Consider the following 16,679-nt stretch of genomic DNA (forward strand, 5'->3'; position numbering starts at 1 on the left):
TCAACACAAGACCCCGAATGACCCTCGGCTGGGCCAACCCAGCTGACAAAATGGCCCAACTACTCGGTGTTGCAACCACCGGTTGAGCTCGCCCATAGCGACGGTGGAGCGCCAAGATCCGACGCCACGGCGTTGCCGCAATATCCGTGTAATCGCGGCCTCAGCCACGCGCGGACACAGCATTACCCGCGAAGTTGACGGCTCCGCCCTCGCGCGAAGGCCGCAGCCCCGGCACGCGCGCGCCGACGTACGCGGCCGACGCATGGGTTGCGGTAGCCGACGCGCCGGGTCCACGGCGCCGCGCCGGGTCCACGGCCGTGACGACCGTATGCGCAGGTCTATGGCGACCAATGCCGCTGCCAGCGGCCGCCGTCCACAATGAGCTCGACGGCGGCTGCGGCGGCGAGGCTGGGCCAGGTCGCGCGTCGCGTCGATCAAGGTCATTCGCATGGATCAAGGGCGAACGCACGCGGAAAAGAGATCGAACCACGTGCATTCGCCCTTGATCGGCGCGCAGGAGGGCGCGCGCAGGAGGGCGCGCGCAGGGCGGCCGGCGCGGCGCCGTGCGGGGGTTAGCCGACGGGGCTGCCGTGTGGGCGGACGAGTAGGTCGGCGAGCGTGGTCTGGTCGACCACCTCTTCGATCGCCGAGTGCACGGCCAGCCACACCTCACGCAGGCCGGTGGCGACGCCGTGGTAGATGGCGAAGTCGGCCGGCAGCCCGCGTACCGTCGTCAAAGAGCCGCTGACGGCGCGCAGCACGTCGCCGACGGTGATCGTGCTGGCGGCTCTGGCCAGCGCGTATCCGCCCTCGACACCGCGGTGGCTGTGCAGGAGTCCCGCCCGGCGCAGGTCCAGCAGGATGCCCTGCAGGAAGCTGAGCGGGATCTCCTGGGCCGAGGCCAATGCGGCTGCCTTGACCAGTTCCTGGCTGTCGTCGGCGGCGATGGCGAGCATCGCCCGGACGGCGTAGTCGCTGCGCGCGGAGACGTACAAGGACTCACGCTCCTGCCTGGTCGAGCACTCCCCAACGGCGGCGGACCGCTCGGTCGGCGGCGCCGAAAGCGGCGTCCACGACCAGGCCGACCACCAGGATGACGATCATGATGGACATCAGCCGCGGCGCCTCGGAGAGTTCCCGGGCGTAGGTCAGCTGGGCGCCGATGGATGTCTTGGTGGCGATGACGACGAGCAGCTCGCCGGCCATCAGGCTGCGCCAGGCGAACGCCCAGCCCTGCTTGAGTCCGGCGATGATCGCCGGCAGCGCGGCCGGCACGATGACGTACCGGTACAGGCTGGCGCCGCGCGCGCCGATGTTGCGGCCGGCCCGCAGCAGCAGCGGCGGGATGTAGTCCAGGCCGTAGATGACACCGTTGGCGATCGACGGGGCGGCGCCGAGCACCACGACGAAGAAGATGGCCTGCTCGCTGAGCTGGAAGAGCAGGATCGCCAGCGGGAACCAGGCGATCGACGGCATGGTCTGCAACGCCGTGATCATCGAGCCGATCGCGGCCCGCAGGATGCGTACGCGGGCCACCGCGAGCCCGATGGCGAGGCCGATCGCGACCGCGGCCGCGAAGCCGACGGCTGCCCGCCGGAGCGTGGTGGCGAGACCGTGCCAGAACGCGCCCTGCGTGACGTACGTCCCGAGGTCGCTGAAGACCTCGGCGGGCGGCGGCAGGGAGTACGGCGGCTTCCAGCCGGTCCACACGACCACCTGCCAGATGAAGATGGCGATGCCGATCGCGGCGACCTTCGGCCAGGTGCCAGACCACAGCCGCCCCGCACGGCTGGTGACCTTCTGCTTGCTCGCGATCTCCAGGGCGTCGAGGCCGCTGATGGTGCTGTCGTCGCGGGTGAGTACGTCATTGGCCATGGCGCCCGACCTCCTTGCGGAGTTCCTCGGTTACCTTCGCCGCGACCGCCGCGACCTCGGGCGAGTCGATGCGGCGGGGACGTGGGATGTCGACCCGGGTCTCGGAGATGACCCGGCCCGGCCGGCTGGACAGCAGCACGATGCGGTCGGATAGCCGCGCCGCCTCCCGCACGTTGTGAGTGACGAACACGACCGTGAGCTGGCGTTCGGACCAGATCCGTTCGAGCTCGTCGTGCAGGATGTCGCGGGTCATCGCGTCGAGCGCGCCGAACGGCTCGTCCATGAGCAGTACCCGGGTGTCGAGCGCGAGCGTGCGGGCGAGCGCGGCCCGTTGGCGCATGCCGCCGGACAGCTCGTGCGGCTGCCGGTCGCCGAACTCTCCCAAGTGGACGGTGCCGAGCAGCTCGGCGACCCGGGCCTTGCGCTCGGCCCGTGCCACACCGGCCAGCTTGAGCGGAAGCTCCACATTGGCCTCGACGGTGAGCCAGGGGAAGAGCGCGGGCTCCTGAAACATGAGGCCGGGAGTGGAGTCACCCTCGACGGCAACGCTGCCCCCCGATGGCCGGTCGAGACCGGCCATCAGGTTCAGCAGCGTGCTTTTCCCGCAGCCGGACGCGCCCACCAGGCACACGAACTCGCCCGGACGCACGTCGAGCGACACCTGGTCCAGGGCCAGTACGGCGTTGGGTCCGCGACCGTAAACCTTCGTGATCCCGGTGAGCGCGACCGACGTCATGGCTGTACGACCTCCGGTTCGCCGGCGGCCGTGAGTGCCTTGTTCAGGTACTTGAGGTCGTAGAGGCCGTTCAGGTCGACCGGTTGGGTCAGGCCGACCGCGACGGCGTGGTCGAGGCCCGTCTTCAGCGACGAGGCGATCGGGTCGTTGGTGAACGTCAGCGTCGGCCACGCCTGCTGGATCAGCTTGATGTCGAGTGGCTTGCCGGTGATCTTGCCGATGTGCGCCGAGATGGCCTGCTGCGCCTCGGCCGGCTGCTTGTTGACGAAGTCGTTCGCGGCCACCTGGCCATCGACGAGCTTCTGCACGACATCGGGGTGCGCGTCGAGGAACTTCTTGCTGACGATCAGGTTGGTGATGACGAACTTCTTGTCCGGCCACAGGTCGCGCTCGTCGACGAGGACCTTGCCGCCGGCGTTGACCAGCCGGGAGACGAACGGCTCGGGCACCCAGGCGCCCTGGATCGCGCCGCTCTGGAAGGTCTCCAGCGTCTGCGCGTTCTCCTGCGGCACGATGCTGACGTCGCCGCCACCCTCCTTGGTGGTGGTGATGCCCTTCTCCTTGAGCCAGTAGCGGAGCGCCACGTCCTGCGTGTTGCCGAGCTGCGGCGTGGCGATCTTCTTGCCCTTGAGGTCGTCGACGCTGTTGATGTCGGGCTTCACGACCAGCGCGACGCCGCCCGACGCGGCACCGGAGATGACCCGGATCGCCTCGCCCTTGGACTTGGAGAACGCGTTGACCGTCGGGTTCGGGCCGATGTACGTGGCGTCGAGCGCGCCGGAGAAGATCGCCTCGACCGCGGCAGGGCCGGCGTTGAAGGTCGTCGTCTCCAGTTTGACGTTGCTGCCGAGCTTCTCGGCAAAGATGCCCTTCTCCACGCCGACAAGGGCTGGTGCGTGGGTGATGTTGGGGAAGTAGCCGAGGCGGAGGGTCACCGGCCCGGAGCTGCCACTATCGCCGCCGCTGCTGTCGTCGCCGCACGCGGCGGCGCCGCCGAGCGCGGCGGTGGCGAGCACCGCGACGGTCGCCAGAGCACGCAGTCTCATCGAAGATCCAATCCCGAGAATCCCTACTTGTTTGGTAGGTCCAGTGGACTAGATCGGATATCCCCCTGTCAAGAGGGGTTCGGTCGGATGTCTGCGCCGGGTGGGGCGCGTCACCGCTGACGCGCTAGTGTCGCCGTGTGGCGCGGAGATCAAGGATTCCAGCGACGAAGTACCCGGTAGAGCGGCGCACGCTCGACAACGGCCTGCGGGTGGTGCTGGCCCCCGATCGCAGCGCCCCGGTGATCGGTGTGGCGGTCGTCTACGACGTCGGCATCCGGTCCGAGCCCGAGGGGCGCACCGGCTTCGCGCACCTCTTCGAGCACCTGATGTTTCAGGGTTCGGAAAACCTCGAGAAACTGGCGCATTTCCGTCATGTGCAAGGTTCCGGGGGCACCTTCAACGGTTCCACCCATCTGGACTACACGGACTACTTCGAGACGCTCCCGAGCAACGCGCTCGAACGGGCGCTCTTCCTCGAAGCCGACCGCATGCGCGGCCCTCGCCTGACCGAGGAGAACCTGCGCAACCAGGTCGACGTGGTCAAGGAGGAGATCCGGGTCAACGTGCTCAACCGGCCGTATGGCGGCTTCCCCTGGCTGAAGCTGCCGCCGGTCATGTTCGACACGTTCCCCAACGCGCACGACGGGTACGGCTCGTTCGACGACCTGGAGAGCGCGACTGTCAGCGACGCGGCCGAGTTCTTCGACCGGTACTACGCCTGCGGCAACGCGGTGCTCTCGGTCTCCGGCGATCTCGACATCGACGGGGCGATGGAGCTGATCGAGCGGCACTTCGGCGATGTGCCCGCGCGGCCCGCGCCGCAGCGCCCCAGCTTCGCCGAGCCCGACCTGACCGCCGAGCGCCGCGAGTCGTACACCGACCCGCTCGCGCCCCTGCCCGCGGTGGCCGCCGGCTGGCGCATACCCGATCCGGTGAACGACTTTGCCGGCTACCTGCCCTACGTGGTGCTCGCCGAGGTCCTCACCGATGGCGACGCGTCCCGCCTCGTCGAGCGCCTGGTACTGCGCGACCGCACCGTCACGAGCGTCGGCGGATACATCGGCTTCCTCGGCGAGCCGTACGAGGTGCGCGATCCCACCGCGTTCCTGCTCCAGGCGCACCTGCCGCCCGGTGGCGACTCCGACAAGGTGATGCGCACGATCGACGAGGAGCTCGACCGGCTGGCCACCGACGGCCTGGCCGACGGTGAGCTGGCGCGTACCCAGGCGCGGATGGCCACGCACCTGCTGCGCGACACCGACGCGGTGCTCGGGCGGGCGCTGCGGATGGCGGTACTGGAGCAGCAGCGGGGGGAGCCCGCGCTGCTCAACGAGCTGCCCCGGCTGGTGGGCGAGGTCACCGAGGCGCAGATCCGGGAGGCGGCCGCGGCGCTGCGCCCGCAGCGCCGCGCATCCATCGAGGTCGTACCGGGAGCGGGCGCATGACGGCACAGACTGTGAAAAAGCTGCCGGACCTCGGTCCCACGAAGAAGCTCAAGCTCCCCAAGGAGACCGAGCGCAAGCTCCCCAACGGGCTGACCGTGCTCGCGATCCGGCGTCCCGCCGTGCCGCTGGTCGAGGTGCGGCTGCGAGTGCCGTTCGGCCGGGCGAATCTGGCGCGGGCGGCGCTGCTGTCGCAGACGCTGTTCTCCGGCACGGCCGAGAAGTCCACTGTGGAGATCGCGGCCGAGCTCCAGTCGGTGGGCGGCGGGCTCTCGGCGGGCGTCGACCCCGACCGGCTGATGATCAGCGGCAACGGCCTGGTGTCCGGTCTCGACCGGCTGCTGGAGGTGCTCGCCGAGGTGCTCACCGGCGCGGCGTTCCCGGCCGACGAGGTCTCCACCGAGCGCAGCCGCCTGATCGACCGCATCCAGGTCGCGCAGAGCCAGCCGTCGCACCTGGCACGCGTGGCACTGCTCAAGCGCATGTACGGCAAGCACCCGTACGCGGTGCAGACGCCCGAGGCGGATCAGGTGCGGGCGGTACGGCCGGCGCAGATCCGGGCGCTGCACGGCGAGCGGCTGCACCCGGCCGGTGCCACGCTCGTCCTGGTCGGCGACATCAACCCGGAAAGGGCGATCGACGCGGCGGAGAAGGCCCTCGGCACCTGGAACGGCGGCGGCAAGCAGGCCGACCTGCCGCCCGTGCCGGAGCTCGTGCCGGGCCCGCTGACACTGGTCGACCGGCCGAGCGCGGTGCAGTCGTCGCTGCGGATGGCGCTGCCGGCGGTACGGCGCACGCACGAGGACCACGCGGTGCTCCAGCTCGCCAACCTGCTCTTCGGCGGGTACTTCTCGTCGCGCTGGGTGGAGAACATCCGCGAAGACAAGGGCTACACGTACGGGCCGAGCTCGGGCATCGAGCACTCGGAAGCCGGCTCGGCCCTGATCGTCGCCGCCGAGGTGGCCACCGAGGTCACCGGCCCCGCGCTCCTGGAGACGTTCTACGAGCTGGGCCGGCTTGCCTCGCTCCCGCCCAAGGACGAGGAGTTGGAGCAGGCCCGGCAGTACGCGCTCGGCACGCTGCAACTCGGCATGTCGACCCAGTCGGGGCTGGCGAGCCTGGCCAGCACGTACGCCGGCTCCGGGCTGCGCCTGGACTACCTCGCCGAGCACGCGGCGCGGTTGGCCAAGGCGACCCGCGACGACGTGGCGGCGGCCGCCGCGCGGTACCTGGCGCCCAGCCAGGCGGTCACCGTGCTGCTCGGCGACGCGAGCAAGGTCGAGCAGCCGCTGCGCGCGCTGACCGCGGTCGAACGGGCCTGACGTGGCGCTGCCGCCGCTCGCGAGATCCACGCTCGACCGGGCGGCGCACCACCGCACCGACCCCGACTGGCTGGCGGACGCGTGGGCCCGCGCCCGCGTACTGGCGATCGACGTGGTGAGCGGCGGCAAGGCGCTCCTCGACGAGGGCGGCCTGGTCCTGCTGGACGCCAAGGAGGCGCCCGACGGCGATCGGCTCTTCCTCGGCATGGAGCCCGACGGCACGCCCGTCTTCGCCGTCGACGCGCCGCTGCCCGATCGCCCGGGCGCCACTGCGGTGGCCCTGCGGGAGGTGGGGCACGAGCTCAGCGACCGCGACGCCGGCCTGTTCGTCGCCGCGCTCGCCCTGGCCCAGTGGCACGCCGGGCACCCGTACTCGTCGGCCACCGGCCTGCCCACGACTCTCGCCGAGGGCGGCTGGGTGCGCGTCGACGAGGGCGGCGCGCAGAGCTTCCCGCGCACCGACCCCGCGATGATCGTGCTGGTGCACGACGGGGTGGCCGGACCAGACGGCCGGTGCCTGCTCGGCAACAACGCGACGTGGGGCCGGAGCTCGACCATCCGGCGGTTCTCGTGCCTCGCCGGCTACGTCGAGCCCGGCGAGTCGGCCGAGGCCGCCGTCGTGCGCGAGGTCGTCGAGGAGGTCGGCGTCGCGGTCGGGGACATCGTGTACGAGGGCAGCCAGTCCTGGCCGTACCCGGGTTCGCTGATGTTGGGCTTCACCGCGTACGCCGACCCGAGCCAGCCGGTGCGCGTGGACCCGGCGGAGATCGCATACGCCCGCTGGTTCACGCGCCGCGAGATCAGTGCGGCGCTGGCCGGTGAGATGGTCGACGCCGGCGACGGCCTGCGGCTGACGCTGCCGCCGCCCGCGTCGATCGCGTACTTCCTGGTGACGGCCTGGCTCAACCGCTAGGACTCTCGTGGTCGAACTCACCGTCTTTGGTGCTCGCCACGAAGTCACGCCACCGCTGCCGTTCGAAGACAAGCATCGGGCCGCCACGGTCTTTGCTGTCCCGCATGGCGACCGGTGAGGCGTTGCTCCGCCCGAGCGCGGCGACCTCGACGCAGTTGGTGTTCTGGCTGCGGGAACTTGTCCGCCAACGAACGGTTTTGGCGTTCGACCGGGCAGACCTCATGTGGCCACTCCTCTCTCTGCTGAGCGGTGCACATGTGGCCGGCGCTGTGCCGGCCGCTTCGGGGGGCGATGCGCTGCGGCGACCTCGGCGATGATCGCGAGGGAATCGTCGGGTGGCAGCGCCGCCGCGCGCAGCCACTCCGCAACCCGCCGGTACCGGGTGAGCGTGGGTTCGTCGGCCAGGATCATGTCGGCGGCCAGCGTCTCCACCGCAACAGTGTCGGGGTCGTCAGGGTCCGCGAACCGGTAAATCGAGAACGCCGTCTCCGGTACGAACCAGTTGGCGAGAGACACACCGTGTGGCAGCACCCGGATCGTGATCGTGGGTGACTCGCCCAACCGCAGCAGGCGATGCAGTTGGACGGTCATGACGTCGGCCGGTCCACCGCGCGGGCCGAGAGCGCCCTCCTCCAGCACCGCCTCGTATCGGGGCGGATCCTCGCGGGACAGGGTCGCCTGCCGCGAGCCGCGTGCCGCGATCTCCGTCTCGATCTCTTCACGCGCGAGAGTTTCGTCGTCGTCGGGCGCGAGCAGCGGGCGCGACGAGAACAGCCGGAGGCGGGTGTACTCGGGCACCTGGAGCAGGCCCGGGATGATGGCCGGCCCGTACTCGAAGATCTCCGCACACCCGGCTTCCAGCTCGGCGTATCCGCGCTGGCGCTGCGTCATCACGGGGTACGACCGCAGCCAGCCACGCGTGTTGCCGGCGTCGCGAGTGATCGCGATGAGGTCGTCGCGGGCCGCGCCTGTCACCTCGTACAGGTCGAGCAGGTCGAGGACGTCGCCCAGGTCGGGGCGGCTTCGGCCGTTTTCCAACCGGGAGAGCTTGGAGGCCGACGCCCAGCCGATCCGCGCCACCACCTGGTCACCGGTCAGCCCAGCGGCCTCCCGCAGCCGGCGCAGCTCCGCCCCCAACCGTCGGCGCCGCACCATGGGGCTGGGGGCTGGCGGCACGACTCGTCTCCCTCGATGAGGAATCCTGTGGGCCGACTCAGTATGAACCCGGCTGGGCCCGATTGCGGGTACCCGCCAAAAACCTTCTTCGATTAGCGGGTTATCTGCGTCAACCGGTCCTTGACCTGCGTGATCGACGGGTTCGTCAGCGCGGTTCCGTCCGGGAAACGCACCGTCGGCACCGTCTGGTTGCCCCCGTTGACGCTCATGACGTATTCGGCGGCCGTGAGATCCTGCTCGATGTCGACGACGACGTACCCGATGCCCTCCCGATCGAACTGCGACTTGAGCCGGTGGCAGTAGCCGCACCAGGCCGTCGAGTACATGGTCAGCATCAGTGGTCCTTTCGTCGGGGCCGTCATGCGCGTCAACGTCGGGGGTGGGTGTCATGATTCCTAGCTGTGGCGGGTGACTCACGGGCGACGGGAGTGCTGGCCGGGCTCGACCCGGAGCAGTGCACGGCGGTGACGGCAGCCGCCGGCCCGGTGTGCATCCTCGCTGGCGCGGGCACCGGCAAGACCCGGGCCATCACCCACCGCATCGCGCATCGGGTGCTCTCCGGTGAGATCGAGGCGCGGCATGTGCTCGCGGTCACGTTCACCGCGCGGGCGGCCGCCGAGATGCGCGCCCGGCTCGCCGAGCTCGGCGTCGGCGGCGTCCAGGCCCGCACGTTCCACGCGGCGGCGCTGCGCCAGGTGCGGTATTTCGCACCGCGGCTGCTCGACGGGCGGGCCATGCCCGAGCTGCTGGAGAGCAAGGCGCGCCTGATCACGCTGGCCGCGAGCCGTGCCGGGCTGCGCGTCGACCGCACCGGCGCCCGAGATCTGGCCAGCGAGATCGAGTGGGCGAAGTCGTCGCTGGTCGAGCCGGCTGAATACGCCGTCGCCGCCGCCAAGGCCCTGCGCGAGCCGCCGTACGAGCCGGCGAAGGTGGCCGAGGTGTTCGCGGCGTACGAGCGGGTCAAGCGTGCCGGTGGCGTCATCGACTTCGAAGACATGCTCCGGGCCGCTGTCTGGGGCATCGAGGAGCACCCCGACGTCGCCGAGCAGGTGCGCGCTCAATACCGGCATTTCGTGGTCGACGAGTACCAAGACGTCAACCCGCTCCAGCAGCGGCTGCTCGACGCGTGGCTCGGTGGGCGCGACGACCTCACCGTGGTGGGTGACGCCAGCCAGACGATCTATTCGTTCACGGGTGCCACATCGGGATACCTCATCGACTTTCCGCGCCTGCGGCGCGACGCCGTCGTGGTCCGGCTGGTCCGTGACTACCGCTCCACGCCGCAGGTCGTCGGGCTGGCCAACGCGGTGATCCGCCAGGCTCGCGGCGCCGAGGCCCGGTTGCGCCTGGAGTTGGTCGGGCAGCGACCGCGAGGGCCCGAGCCCGACCTGCGGATCTTTCCTGACGAGCCCAGCGAGGCGGCGGCGGTGGCGGTGCGCTGCAAGCAGCTGATCGCCGAGGGCGTCCCGGCCAGCGAGATCGCCGTGCTGTTCCGCATCAACGCGCAGTCCGAGACGTACGAGGAGGCGCTGGCGGCCGCCGAGGTGCCGTACGTGGTCCAGGGCGCCGAGCGGTTCTTCGACCGGGCCGAGATCCGGCAGGGCATGATCGCGCTGCGGGCGGCGACCCGTGCCACACCGGCCGACGCACCGGTGGTGCCGGCGGTCGTCGAGGCGCTCGCGGCCACCGGCTGGCAGCACGACATGCCGCCGCCGGGTGGCGCCGCACGGGAGCGCTGGGAGGCGCTCGCCGCCCTCGTCACGCTCGCCGAAGGCGCCGCCTCACTCGCCGACTTCGTTGACGACCTCCAGCGCAGGGCCGCCCAGCAGCACGCGCCCACGGTGGAGGGTGTGACGCTCGCCTCACTGCACTCGGCCAAGGGGCTGGAGTGGGACGCGGTGTTTCTGGTCGGGCTGTCCGATGGCACGCTCCCGACGACGTACGCCAAGACACCTGAAGCGGTCGAGGAGGAGCGCCGCCTGTTGTATGTCGGCGTGACCCGGGCGCGGCAGCGGCTGTGGCTCTCGTACGGCCAGGCCCGCTCGCCGGGTGGTCGGGCCCGCCGTCCATGTCGCTTCTTGCCGCAGTTCGAGCGGGGCGGTGGTGCGTCTTCGAGCGGCACGCCGGCGCTGAGTCGCAAACCCGACGGCCGCCGCGCTCAGACCGTCTCCTGCCGGGTGTGTGGAGCGACACTCCTGTCCGGCGCCGACCGCAAGCTGGGGCGTTGCGCGAGCTGTCCGTCCGATTTGGACGGAGAGTTGCTGGAGCGCCTGCGCGAATGGCGGGTTCGAGTGGCGGGTGTGCAGAAAGTTCCCGCATACGTGGTTTTCACCGACGCGACACTCGTAGCGCTGGCCGAGCGGCAGCCGAGCAAACCAGCGGAACTCCTGGCCATCGCCGGTATCGGCCCGCGCAAGCTCGGCCTGTACGGCGAGGCCGTGCTCGCTCTGGTAGCCGGCGCGAGCGTAGATGATCTTGCTCCGGAAAAAAGTTCCGCAACATAGCCGTAAAACCGTTTGCCAGCGCCCCGGGCAGGGGCTTAGCCTCAAGGCACACCTCGCGCGCGGCGACATTAACGCTGCTCGCAAGGCACCGGAGACCGAAACTGACGACGAGCATGAGACAGGAGGTGGCCCCGGTGAAGAAATTCAATCTGATTGAGCGACCGTCGGCGCTGCCTGCTGCCCACGCTCCCGTGTCGACCGAATGCGCCAATTGGCTCATGCACGTCGACGTCCCGCAGGTTCCGCAGGCGCACCAGGTCCAGGCCGTAAACCCGGTCAAGGCCTCGGTGCTCGTCGATGGACGCTACGGGATCAGTGGATCCACGGCGAAGGACGTCCCGGCTGGCGCCAAGAAGCGGCTGGATGTCCGCGGTGTTCCACCTCGAGGAAGGCCGGTCTGAAAAGACCATCACCGGCTCACCTCGAGGCCGCGGAACCCGCATACCGGGATCCGCGGCCTCAGTTTTTTCCGCCACAAGCCACAAGCCACAAGCGAGAGAGAGGTGACCGGGCGATGAGTCTGGCCTTGGCCCCACTCGACGAGCGCGTCGAGTTGGAGGCGAACCTGCCATGTCGGAAGTTCGACCCTGACCTGTGGTTCTCTGACTCGCCCACCGAGCTGGAACTGGCCAAGTCGCTCTGCGGGGACTGCCCGCTGCGCGTCGAGTGCCTGGCCGGTGCGGTGGAGCGGGCCGAGCCCTGGGGTGTCTGGGGCGGCGAAATCTTCGAGCGTGGCGCGGTGGTTCCGCGCAAGCGGCCCCGTGGCCGTCCACGCAAGGAGGACGTCGCGCGTGACGCAGCCCTGCGGGTCGAGGTCGAGGCGCGGATGGCGGCCACTGGGCTCGCCGAGACCCGCGACAACGTTCGGCTGGCGGCCTGACATGAACCCGATCGTCGGAACTTCCAAGACTTCCCGAGTTGGAGACACCAAAATGCAACATCTACTTCACGAAGCGCTGTCCCGGGCTCGAATGCTTAGGCCTCAGGCCGGCAAGACCACGAGCGCTGAGGCAACCGCAACCCGATCCGCCCGTCGCGTAGCGATGCGGGCCCGCCAGCAGGCGGCCCGTGAGATGGGCGTTCTCTGACCGCTACCAAGGGGATCTCGCCCCGGCGCCACGCGCCGGGGCGAGCCCCGTTCAGCGGGGCGGTCAGTCGACCGCGATCAGTAAATCCTTCGCAAGGACGGCGACGGACGCCGAGACCGTCGCCGGCTCACCGACACCTTCCTCGGCACGTCCAGCCATCGTCGATCCCAGCGCATCCGGCCCGCTCGCGAAGAGCGCATCCAGGAAGCGGATTGCCTGCTCGCTGGCGTCTCCGGCCAGCTCACTCGCGCGCAAGTGGCGCAGGTCGGCCGCGAGGCGACCGGTCGATACCGCCACGAGCAGCCGGTAGATGTCGTGCGCATCCTTGTCGATCAGCCGTGTCGGTGTCGCTTGCCGCTCGCCGACCTTGTGCAGCTTGGCGACGAGAAGAGCGGCAGGACCGGCGACGTTGGCGACGGGGCAGCGCCGATCTTCTGGATCGAGCGCGGGTACCGCCATCGGCGCGTGGTCGACGACCGCCGCTTCGAGCCCGACCGCCCGGCGGGCCGCGTTTCTCTCGTGCGGAGGTATGCGGGCCGCCCGGCGACCGGCGGCTCCGGCAAGCGACTCTGGCACCATCAGGTCGACCGGGATGCCATCGGCGTTCAACCAGGAGCCGGGCTGGCGCCCTTCGACGTTCAGATGGAAGCCCGCCGTGCGCATGGCCTCTTCGATCAGAGGCGCAGGTCCCAGACGGCGTGTATCGAGGGCGAGGTCGCAGTCTTTGGTCGCCTCGGCGAGGGCGATCGGAGCCTTGCCGGTGTGCAGGTAGATCGCCTGGGCGCCGATCACCACGACGGCTTCTGCGTGGTCAGCGAGTGCCCCGAGGGCGTCGATCAGTGCCCTGCGAGCGGCTATCAGGAGGTCAGCGTCGCCACGAACTCTCATTGGCTTCCATCCAGTCCAGCAGCTCCCGGGCTTCGGCCGGGCTTCGCCCGGGGCCGGTGAGCAGATCAACGGCCGTTTGACTAGGCGCGGCATATGTCACGCCATCGACGTTGTCGCACCGTTCGAAGACCATGCCGTACTCACCCGTGGCAAGGAGGACGTTGGCGCCGGTGTCGACAGGGCGGAGGTTGAGCAGTTCGGCGGCCCGTTCCAGGTCGTCGACGTAGACCATGCCAAGGCGTGCGGGAGCGTAAGGGGCGAAGCGATGGGCGGCCAACGTGCCGGTGACCGCGTATCTCAAACCTTCGACCGCGGCCAACCGCTCGGTCAGGGCTTCGAGCCCACGAGGCTCGAGAAATCTGCCGATGGTGTTGCTGTGCTGGAATCCGTAGTCGAAGCTCCACCTCTCAAGGAGAGGCCGCCATGCGACGTCGGCGATCGGCCCACGTGGAGTGCGCTCGATGAGCACCTCCTGCTCCAAGAACTCGACAACTCGATACACCGTGCCTAGAGACGTCCCGGATCGGCGAGCCAACTCCGGCACGGTAAGGGGCGGGACGAGATCCACCAGACTGCGGACGATGCGTGCCGCGGGAGGCCCCTGCAAACTTCCGCGCGGGCGGCCCGGTCCGCGCCAGGGGTCACGATCTGCGCCCCTGTCACTGATGTATAGGGCAGGTGCGTTCATGCGCACACGAAGGTTTCCTGTCGCATCCACATACGAGAGACCCTGGCCGTCGAGCCATGCCCTTGTCGACGGAGCGAGGTAGCGTGCCGCCACCAAGATTTGGATGGTCGGGTCGCCGGTTTCGGACTTCATCGGGACGCTCGCGAGGTCCCTTGTCGTAGGAGTGCGCTTCGCTTCGATGGCGAGGTATCCCGTCGCGCCACCCGGTGCGGCCACTTCGAGCACCGCGTCGTCGCGAAGGCGCGTCGACCATTCCGGTGGCAGGCGTACGCGGAGGAGCTCCACCACACGGCGCAGCACCTCTGCCCTGCGTGTTGGCTCGTGTTCTGTCACCAGCGCTCCCACCAGGGGTTTTCTAGGAAATTGCCGAATTCCGTTGTCAACGGAACTCCAGAATATCCCGAAAATCGGCCGGGCGGGGGCTAGGGGACGGGGGCGAAGCCGGGGAGCCAGCGTTCGAGGATCGAGCGGTAGGGGGCCTTGGCTTCGAGCTGGCACAGGACGCCGATCGAGCCGAGCGTCACGCGGTGGATGAGCAGGTAGTTGGGCGGCAGGTTGAGGTGGCGGCTCAACTGGTACGCCGGGCTCTTCGGGCTGGCCAGCCGGGCGGCTTCGGCGCGTAGCCAGGGCCGGGTGAAGCGGAACTCCTCCGCCGCCACCGGCTCCAGCATCGGCAGGAGGAAGTCGAGCAGCGCGTGCGCGTCGATAGGGTCGTGCTCCTTGACGAACCCTTCGGCCATCAGCCCGTCCAGTACGCCGTCCGCGTCACCGGCGAGCGCCAGCCGCACCAGCCGCCCGATCGGCTCGGGGTGGCCCTCGGGCAGCCGGGCGACGGCACCGAAGTCGATGACGCCGAGCCGGCCGTCGGGCAGCATGCGGAAGTTGCCGGGGTGCGGGTCGGCGTGCAGGAGGCGGGCCCGCTCGGGAGCCGAGAAGTGCAGGGTCGCCATCAGGCGGCCGGCTTCGTCGCGTTCGGCCTCGGTGCCGCTGCTGATGATTTTGGCCAGCGGCGTGCCGTCTACCCACTCGGTGATCAGCACTCGGGGTGCGGCGGCGACGACCTGCGGTACGAAGATCTCCTCGTCGCCCGCGTACGCGGCGGCGAACGCCCGCTGCGCCTCGGCCTCCAACTCGTAGTCGAGCTCTTCGGTGATGCGGTCGCGCAGCTCGGTCAGCAGCGGCTTGACGTCGATGCCCGGCTGGATCACGCGGAACATGCCGCCGAGGCGGGAGAGCTGCTTCAGGTCCGCGACGAGGGCGTCGCCGGCGCCCGGGTACTGCACCTTGACGGCGACCTCGCGCTTGCCCTTCTTCCACACCGCGCGGTGCACTTGGCCGATACTCGCGGCTGCGGCGGGGGTGTCGTCGAACTCCGTGAACTTCGCTCGCCAGTTCTCGCCGAGCTGCGCCGCGATCGCCTTGTGCACACTGGCGGCGGGCATCGGCGGGGCCGACTCCTGCAGCTTGGTCAGTGCCTGGCGGTACGGCCCGGCCAGCTCGTCCGGCAGCGCCGCCTCGAACACCGAAAGGGCCTGGCCGAACTTCATCGCACCGCCCTTGAGCTGCCCCAACACGCTGAAAAGCTGCTCGGCTGTGCGCTGCTGGATGTCTGCCGAGATCACCTCGGAGGCCAGCCCGGTGACCCGCTTTCCAAGCCCGAGGACGGTGCGCCCGGCGAACCCGAGCGGCAGTGCGGCGAGCCTGGCGGTGCGGGAGACGGCGCGGCGCGGGATGTCGGTCACCGGATCATTGTGACCGACGGTGCACGGATTTGACGGCTGTGAATGTCATCGGGGCGTCGTGCGGGCACACCCGCATCCCGGGTGGGGCGGCCAGGTGCGGCGCCGGGTGCGCCCGGGCGCGCTGATCTCCACCGCGGCGCCGACCGTCTCCGGCGTCCCGCCGTCGAGATAGGCGAGGGCTTCGGCGGCCGCGTACGCGACGGCGGCGAGCAGCGTCGGGGTCGCGCACGTTTCGGGTACGCCCCCCGCGGCTAGCTGGGCGGCGATGGCGGGCCACGCGGGGTCGCGGTCGTTCCGGTGCAGGTCGAGGCAGTTCAGGCAGGGCGCGCCACCCGGCGGTACCAGCGGGCCGATGACGGCGGTCCCGTCGCGTACCCCGACGGCGAGGTGTGCCTGCCTGCGCTGGGCGAACCCGGCCGCCACCAGCGCCGCCGGCCGATCGGTGCCGGCCTGTACGACCAGGGCCGGCCGTCCGTTTCGTACCGGACCGGTGTCGGTGTCCGGAGTGGTGCGGGCGATGGCGTCGGCGGTGGCCGCCCCGCGCGGCCGCTGGACGTCATCGGCGGAAAGGGGCCCACCGGGCATGTCGGCGAGGTCTACGGAGCCGGCGAGCGCCGGATGGACGTGCCCGACGCCGGCCTGCGCGAGCGCCACCGCCAGGGGCGCCGCCAGCCTGCTGTGCCCCGTGAGCACCACCTTGGTGGCAGCGCGCCGCCGTAGCACCTGAGCGGGGCTGGCAGGCGCGTCCGCGCCTCGTAGGGCCATCGCTGTGGCCTCGGGGACCAGCCGGCGGCGTACGGGCTCAGGAAGGCTCGTGGGCACCAGGCTGGGCGCCGCTATGACGAGGCCGGCGGCTCGGAGCGTGTCGAGCAGGAGCCGCGCCTCGTCACGGCTCACGCCGATCTTGCTGGCCTCGTCGAAGACGGCCCGCTCGGGGTGCGCCCCGTCGAGCAGGTCGAGCAGGCGGGCGGCGCTCGGGTTGGCGACCTCCAGCAGCACGGCGCGAGCCGGGTCGAGACCCAGCTGAAGGGTGTGCCGGTCGCGCCAGATCCGGTGCAGGCCGGGCAGGAGTATGGGCCGGAGGAGGGGCGGCGAGCTGCTCATGGCATGACAGGGTGTCACCGTTTCCTCGCGCCACGTCGTTCGTTGTCCACAGGTGGGCAGGCCCAGGTTCAGGGTTATCCACAGTTTTTCGCCGCTTGTCCACAGGCGGTGGAAGCTAACCCTCTGTGGCGGCGTGCTCACATCGACAAAACGAA

General features: G+C 70.1%; 17 protein-coding genes. 6 read left to right on the forward strand and 11 right to left on the reverse strand.

Annotated elements, in window-relative coordinates; all coding sequences use genetic code 11:
* Positions 1-572 precede the first annotated feature (572 nt).
* Genes QMG73_RS12000 through QMG73_RS12015 form a run of 4 tightly spaced genes read right to left on the reverse strand, consistent with a single transcriptional unit; the run spans position 573 to position 3,657 of the window.
* Complete coding sequence (locus tag QMG73_RS12000) at positions 573-995, reverse strand: RrF2 family transcriptional regulator (protein ID WP_281894680.1); 423 nt, start codon at positions 993-995, stop codon at positions 573-575.
* Between the two features lie 4 nt (positions 996-999).
* The gene (locus tag QMG73_RS12005; protein WP_281894682.1) at positions 1,000-1,875 is read right to left on the reverse strand and encodes an ABC transporter permease; all 876 of its coding nucleotides are present in this window, start codon (positions 1,873-1,875) and stop codon (positions 1,000-1,002) included.
* Positions 1,865-2,611 (reverse strand): ABC transporter ATP-binding protein, encoded by a 747-nt coding sequence (locus QMG73_RS12010; RefSeq protein ID WP_281894684.1) that lies wholly within the window; start codon positions 2,609-2,611, stop codon positions 1,865-1,867. The genes QMG73_RS12005 and QMG73_RS12010 overlap by 11 nt, the downstream gene beginning before the upstream one ends.
* Positions 2,608-3,657 (reverse strand): ABC transporter substrate-binding protein, encoded by a 1,050-nt coding sequence (locus QMG73_RS12015; RefSeq protein WP_281894686.1) that lies wholly within the window; start codon positions 3,655-3,657, stop codon positions 2,608-2,610. Before QMG73_RS12015 ends, QMG73_RS12010 begins: the two co-directional genes overlap by 4 nt.
* A 137-nt stretch (positions 3,658-3,794) precedes the next feature.
* Between QMG73_RS12015 and QMG73_RS12020 the strand changes: the two genes are divergently transcribed.
* From QMG73_RS12020 to nudC, 3 genes are read left to right on the forward strand one after another with little or no spacing between them, the layout of a single operon-like run.
* Positions 3,795-5,102: a M16 family metallopeptidase gene (locus QMG73_RS12020; RefSeq protein WP_281894689.1), complete on the forward strand. Its 1,308-nt coding sequence runs from the start codon at positions 3,795-3,797 to the stop codon at positions 5,100-5,102.
* On the forward strand, positions 5,099-6,421 hold the full coding sequence (locus tag QMG73_RS12025) for a M16 family metallopeptidase (RefSeq protein WP_281894690.1): 1,323 nt from the start codon (positions 5,099-5,101) through the stop codon (positions 6,419-6,421). Before QMG73_RS12020 ends, QMG73_RS12025 begins: the two co-directional genes overlap by 4 nt.
* A gap of 1 nt (position 6,422) precedes the next feature.
* Positions 6,423-7,334: an NAD(+) diphosphatase gene (gene nudC, locus QMG73_RS12030; RefSeq protein ID WP_281894692.1), complete on the forward strand. Its 912-nt coding sequence runs from the start codon at positions 6,423-6,425 to the stop codon at positions 7,332-7,334.
* On the opposite strand, the gene QMG73_RS12035 is transcribed toward nudC, so the two are convergent.
* From QMG73_RS12035 to QMG73_RS12045, 3 genes are all read right to left on the reverse strand, one after another.
* Entirely contained in the window at positions 7,324-7,557 is a 234-nt protein-coding gene (locus QMG73_RS12035) for a DUF397 domain-containing protein (RefSeq protein ID WP_281894693.1), read from the reverse strand. The genes nudC and QMG73_RS12035 overlap by 11 nt on opposite strands.
* The gene (locus tag QMG73_RS12040) at positions 7,554-8,489 is read right to left on the reverse strand and encodes a helix-turn-helix domain-containing protein (RefSeq protein WP_407676788.1); all 936 of its coding nucleotides are present in this window, start codon (positions 8,487-8,489) and stop codon (positions 7,554-7,556) included. Before QMG73_RS12040 ends, QMG73_RS12035 begins: the two co-directional genes overlap by 4 nt.
* Positions 8,490-8,602: 113 nt before the next feature.
* Positions 8,603-8,845 (reverse strand): mycoredoxin, encoded by a 243-nt coding sequence (locus tag QMG73_RS12045; protein WP_281895047.1) that lies wholly within the window; start codon positions 8,843-8,845, stop codon positions 8,603-8,605.
* A 66-nt stretch (positions 8,846-8,911) separates the two neighbouring features.
* Between QMG73_RS12045 and QMG73_RS12050 the strand changes: the two genes are divergently transcribed.
* From QMG73_RS12050 to QMG73_RS12060, 3 genes are all read left to right on the forward strand, one after another.
* Positions 8,912-11,014 carry an ATP-dependent DNA helicase UvrD2 gene (locus QMG73_RS12050; protein ID WP_281894695.1) on the forward strand — a complete coding sequence of 701 codons (2,103 nt, stop codon included), beginning with the start codon at positions 8,912-8,914 and terminating at the stop codon, positions 11,012-11,014.
* A 134-nt stretch (positions 11,015-11,148) separates the two neighbouring features.
* On the forward strand, positions 11,149-11,415 hold the full coding sequence (locus QMG73_RS12055) for a hypothetical protein (protein ID WP_281894697.1): 267 nt from the start codon (positions 11,149-11,151) through the stop codon (positions 11,413-11,415).
* Positions 11,416-11,528: 113 nt separating this feature from the next.
* Entirely contained in the window at positions 11,529-11,894 is a 366-nt protein-coding gene (locus QMG73_RS12060; RefSeq protein ID WP_265250767.1) for a WhiB family transcriptional regulator, read from the forward strand.
* Positions 11,895-12,165: 271 nt separating this feature from the next.
* Here the strand turns inward: QMG73_RS12060 and QMG73_RS12065 are convergent, their stop codons facing one another.
* From QMG73_RS12065 to QMG73_RS12080, 4 genes are all read right to left on the reverse strand, one after another.
* Positions 12,166-12,897, reverse strand: a complete 732-nt coding sequence (locus tag QMG73_RS12065; protein WP_281894698.1) for a hypothetical protein — start codon at positions 12,895-12,897, stop codon at positions 12,166-12,168.
* Positions 12,898-12,967: 70 nt separating this feature from the next.
* Positions 12,968-14,011 (reverse strand): hypothetical protein, encoded by a 1,044-nt coding sequence (locus QMG73_RS12070; protein WP_281894700.1) that lies wholly within the window; start codon positions 14,009-14,011, stop codon positions 12,968-12,970.
* An 89-nt stretch (positions 14,012-14,100) separates the two neighbouring features.
* Positions 14,101-15,420, reverse strand: a complete 1,320-nt coding sequence (locus QMG73_RS12075; protein WP_281894702.1) for an ABC1 kinase family protein — start codon at positions 15,418-15,420, stop codon at positions 14,101-14,103.
* Between the two features lie 45 nt (positions 15,421-15,465).
* Positions 15,466-16,524 carry a TOMM precursor leader peptide-binding protein gene (locus tag QMG73_RS12080; protein ID WP_281894704.1) on the reverse strand — a complete coding sequence of 353 codons (1,059 nt, stop codon included), beginning with the start codon at positions 16,522-16,524 and terminating at the stop codon, positions 15,466-15,468.
* Positions 16,525-16,679 lie beyond the last annotated feature (155 nt).

This window comes from Phytohabitans aurantiacus, assembly GCF_027923225.1.
Taxonomy (GTDB): domain Bacteria; phylum Actinomycetota; class Actinomycetes; order Mycobacteriales; family Micromonosporaceae; genus Phytohabitans; species Phytohabitans aurantiacus.

Coding starts and splice junctions, on each gene's coding strand:
- QMG73_RS12005 (WP_281894682.1), bottom strand. CDS start 1,875: ATGGCCAATGACGTACTCACCCGCGACGACAGCACCATCAGCGGCCTC.
- QMG73_RS12010 (WP_281894684.1), bottom strand. CDS start 2,611: ATGACGTCGGTCGCGCTCACCGGGATCACGAAGGTTTACGGTCGCGGA.
- QMG73_RS12015 (WP_281894686.1), bottom strand. CDS start 3,657: ATGAGACTGCGTGCTCTGGCGACCGTCGCGGTGCTCGCCACCGCCGCG.
- QMG73_RS12025 (WP_281894690.1), top strand. CDS start 5,099: ATGACGGCACAGACTGTGAAAAAGCTGCCGGACCTCGGTCCCACGAAG.
- QMG73_RS12035 (WP_281894693.1), bottom strand. CDS start 7,557: ATGAGGTCTGCCCGGTCGAACGCCAAAACCGTTCGTTGGCGGACAAGT.
- QMG73_RS12040 (WP_407676788.1), bottom strand. CDS start 8,489: ATGGTGCGGCGCCGACGGTTGGGGGCGGAGCTGCGCCGGCTGCGGGAG.
- QMG73_RS12045 (WP_281895047.1), bottom strand. CDS start 8,845: ATGCTGACCATGTACTCGACGGCCTGGTGCGGCTACTGCCACCGGCTC.
- QMG73_RS12060 (WP_265250767.1), top strand. CDS start 11,529: ATGAGTCTGGCCTTGGCCCCACTCGACGAGCGCGTCGAGTTGGAGGCG.
- QMG73_RS12080 (WP_281894704.1), bottom strand. CDS start 16,524: ATGAGCAGCTCGCCGCCCCTCCTCCGGCCCATACTCCTGCCCGGCCTG.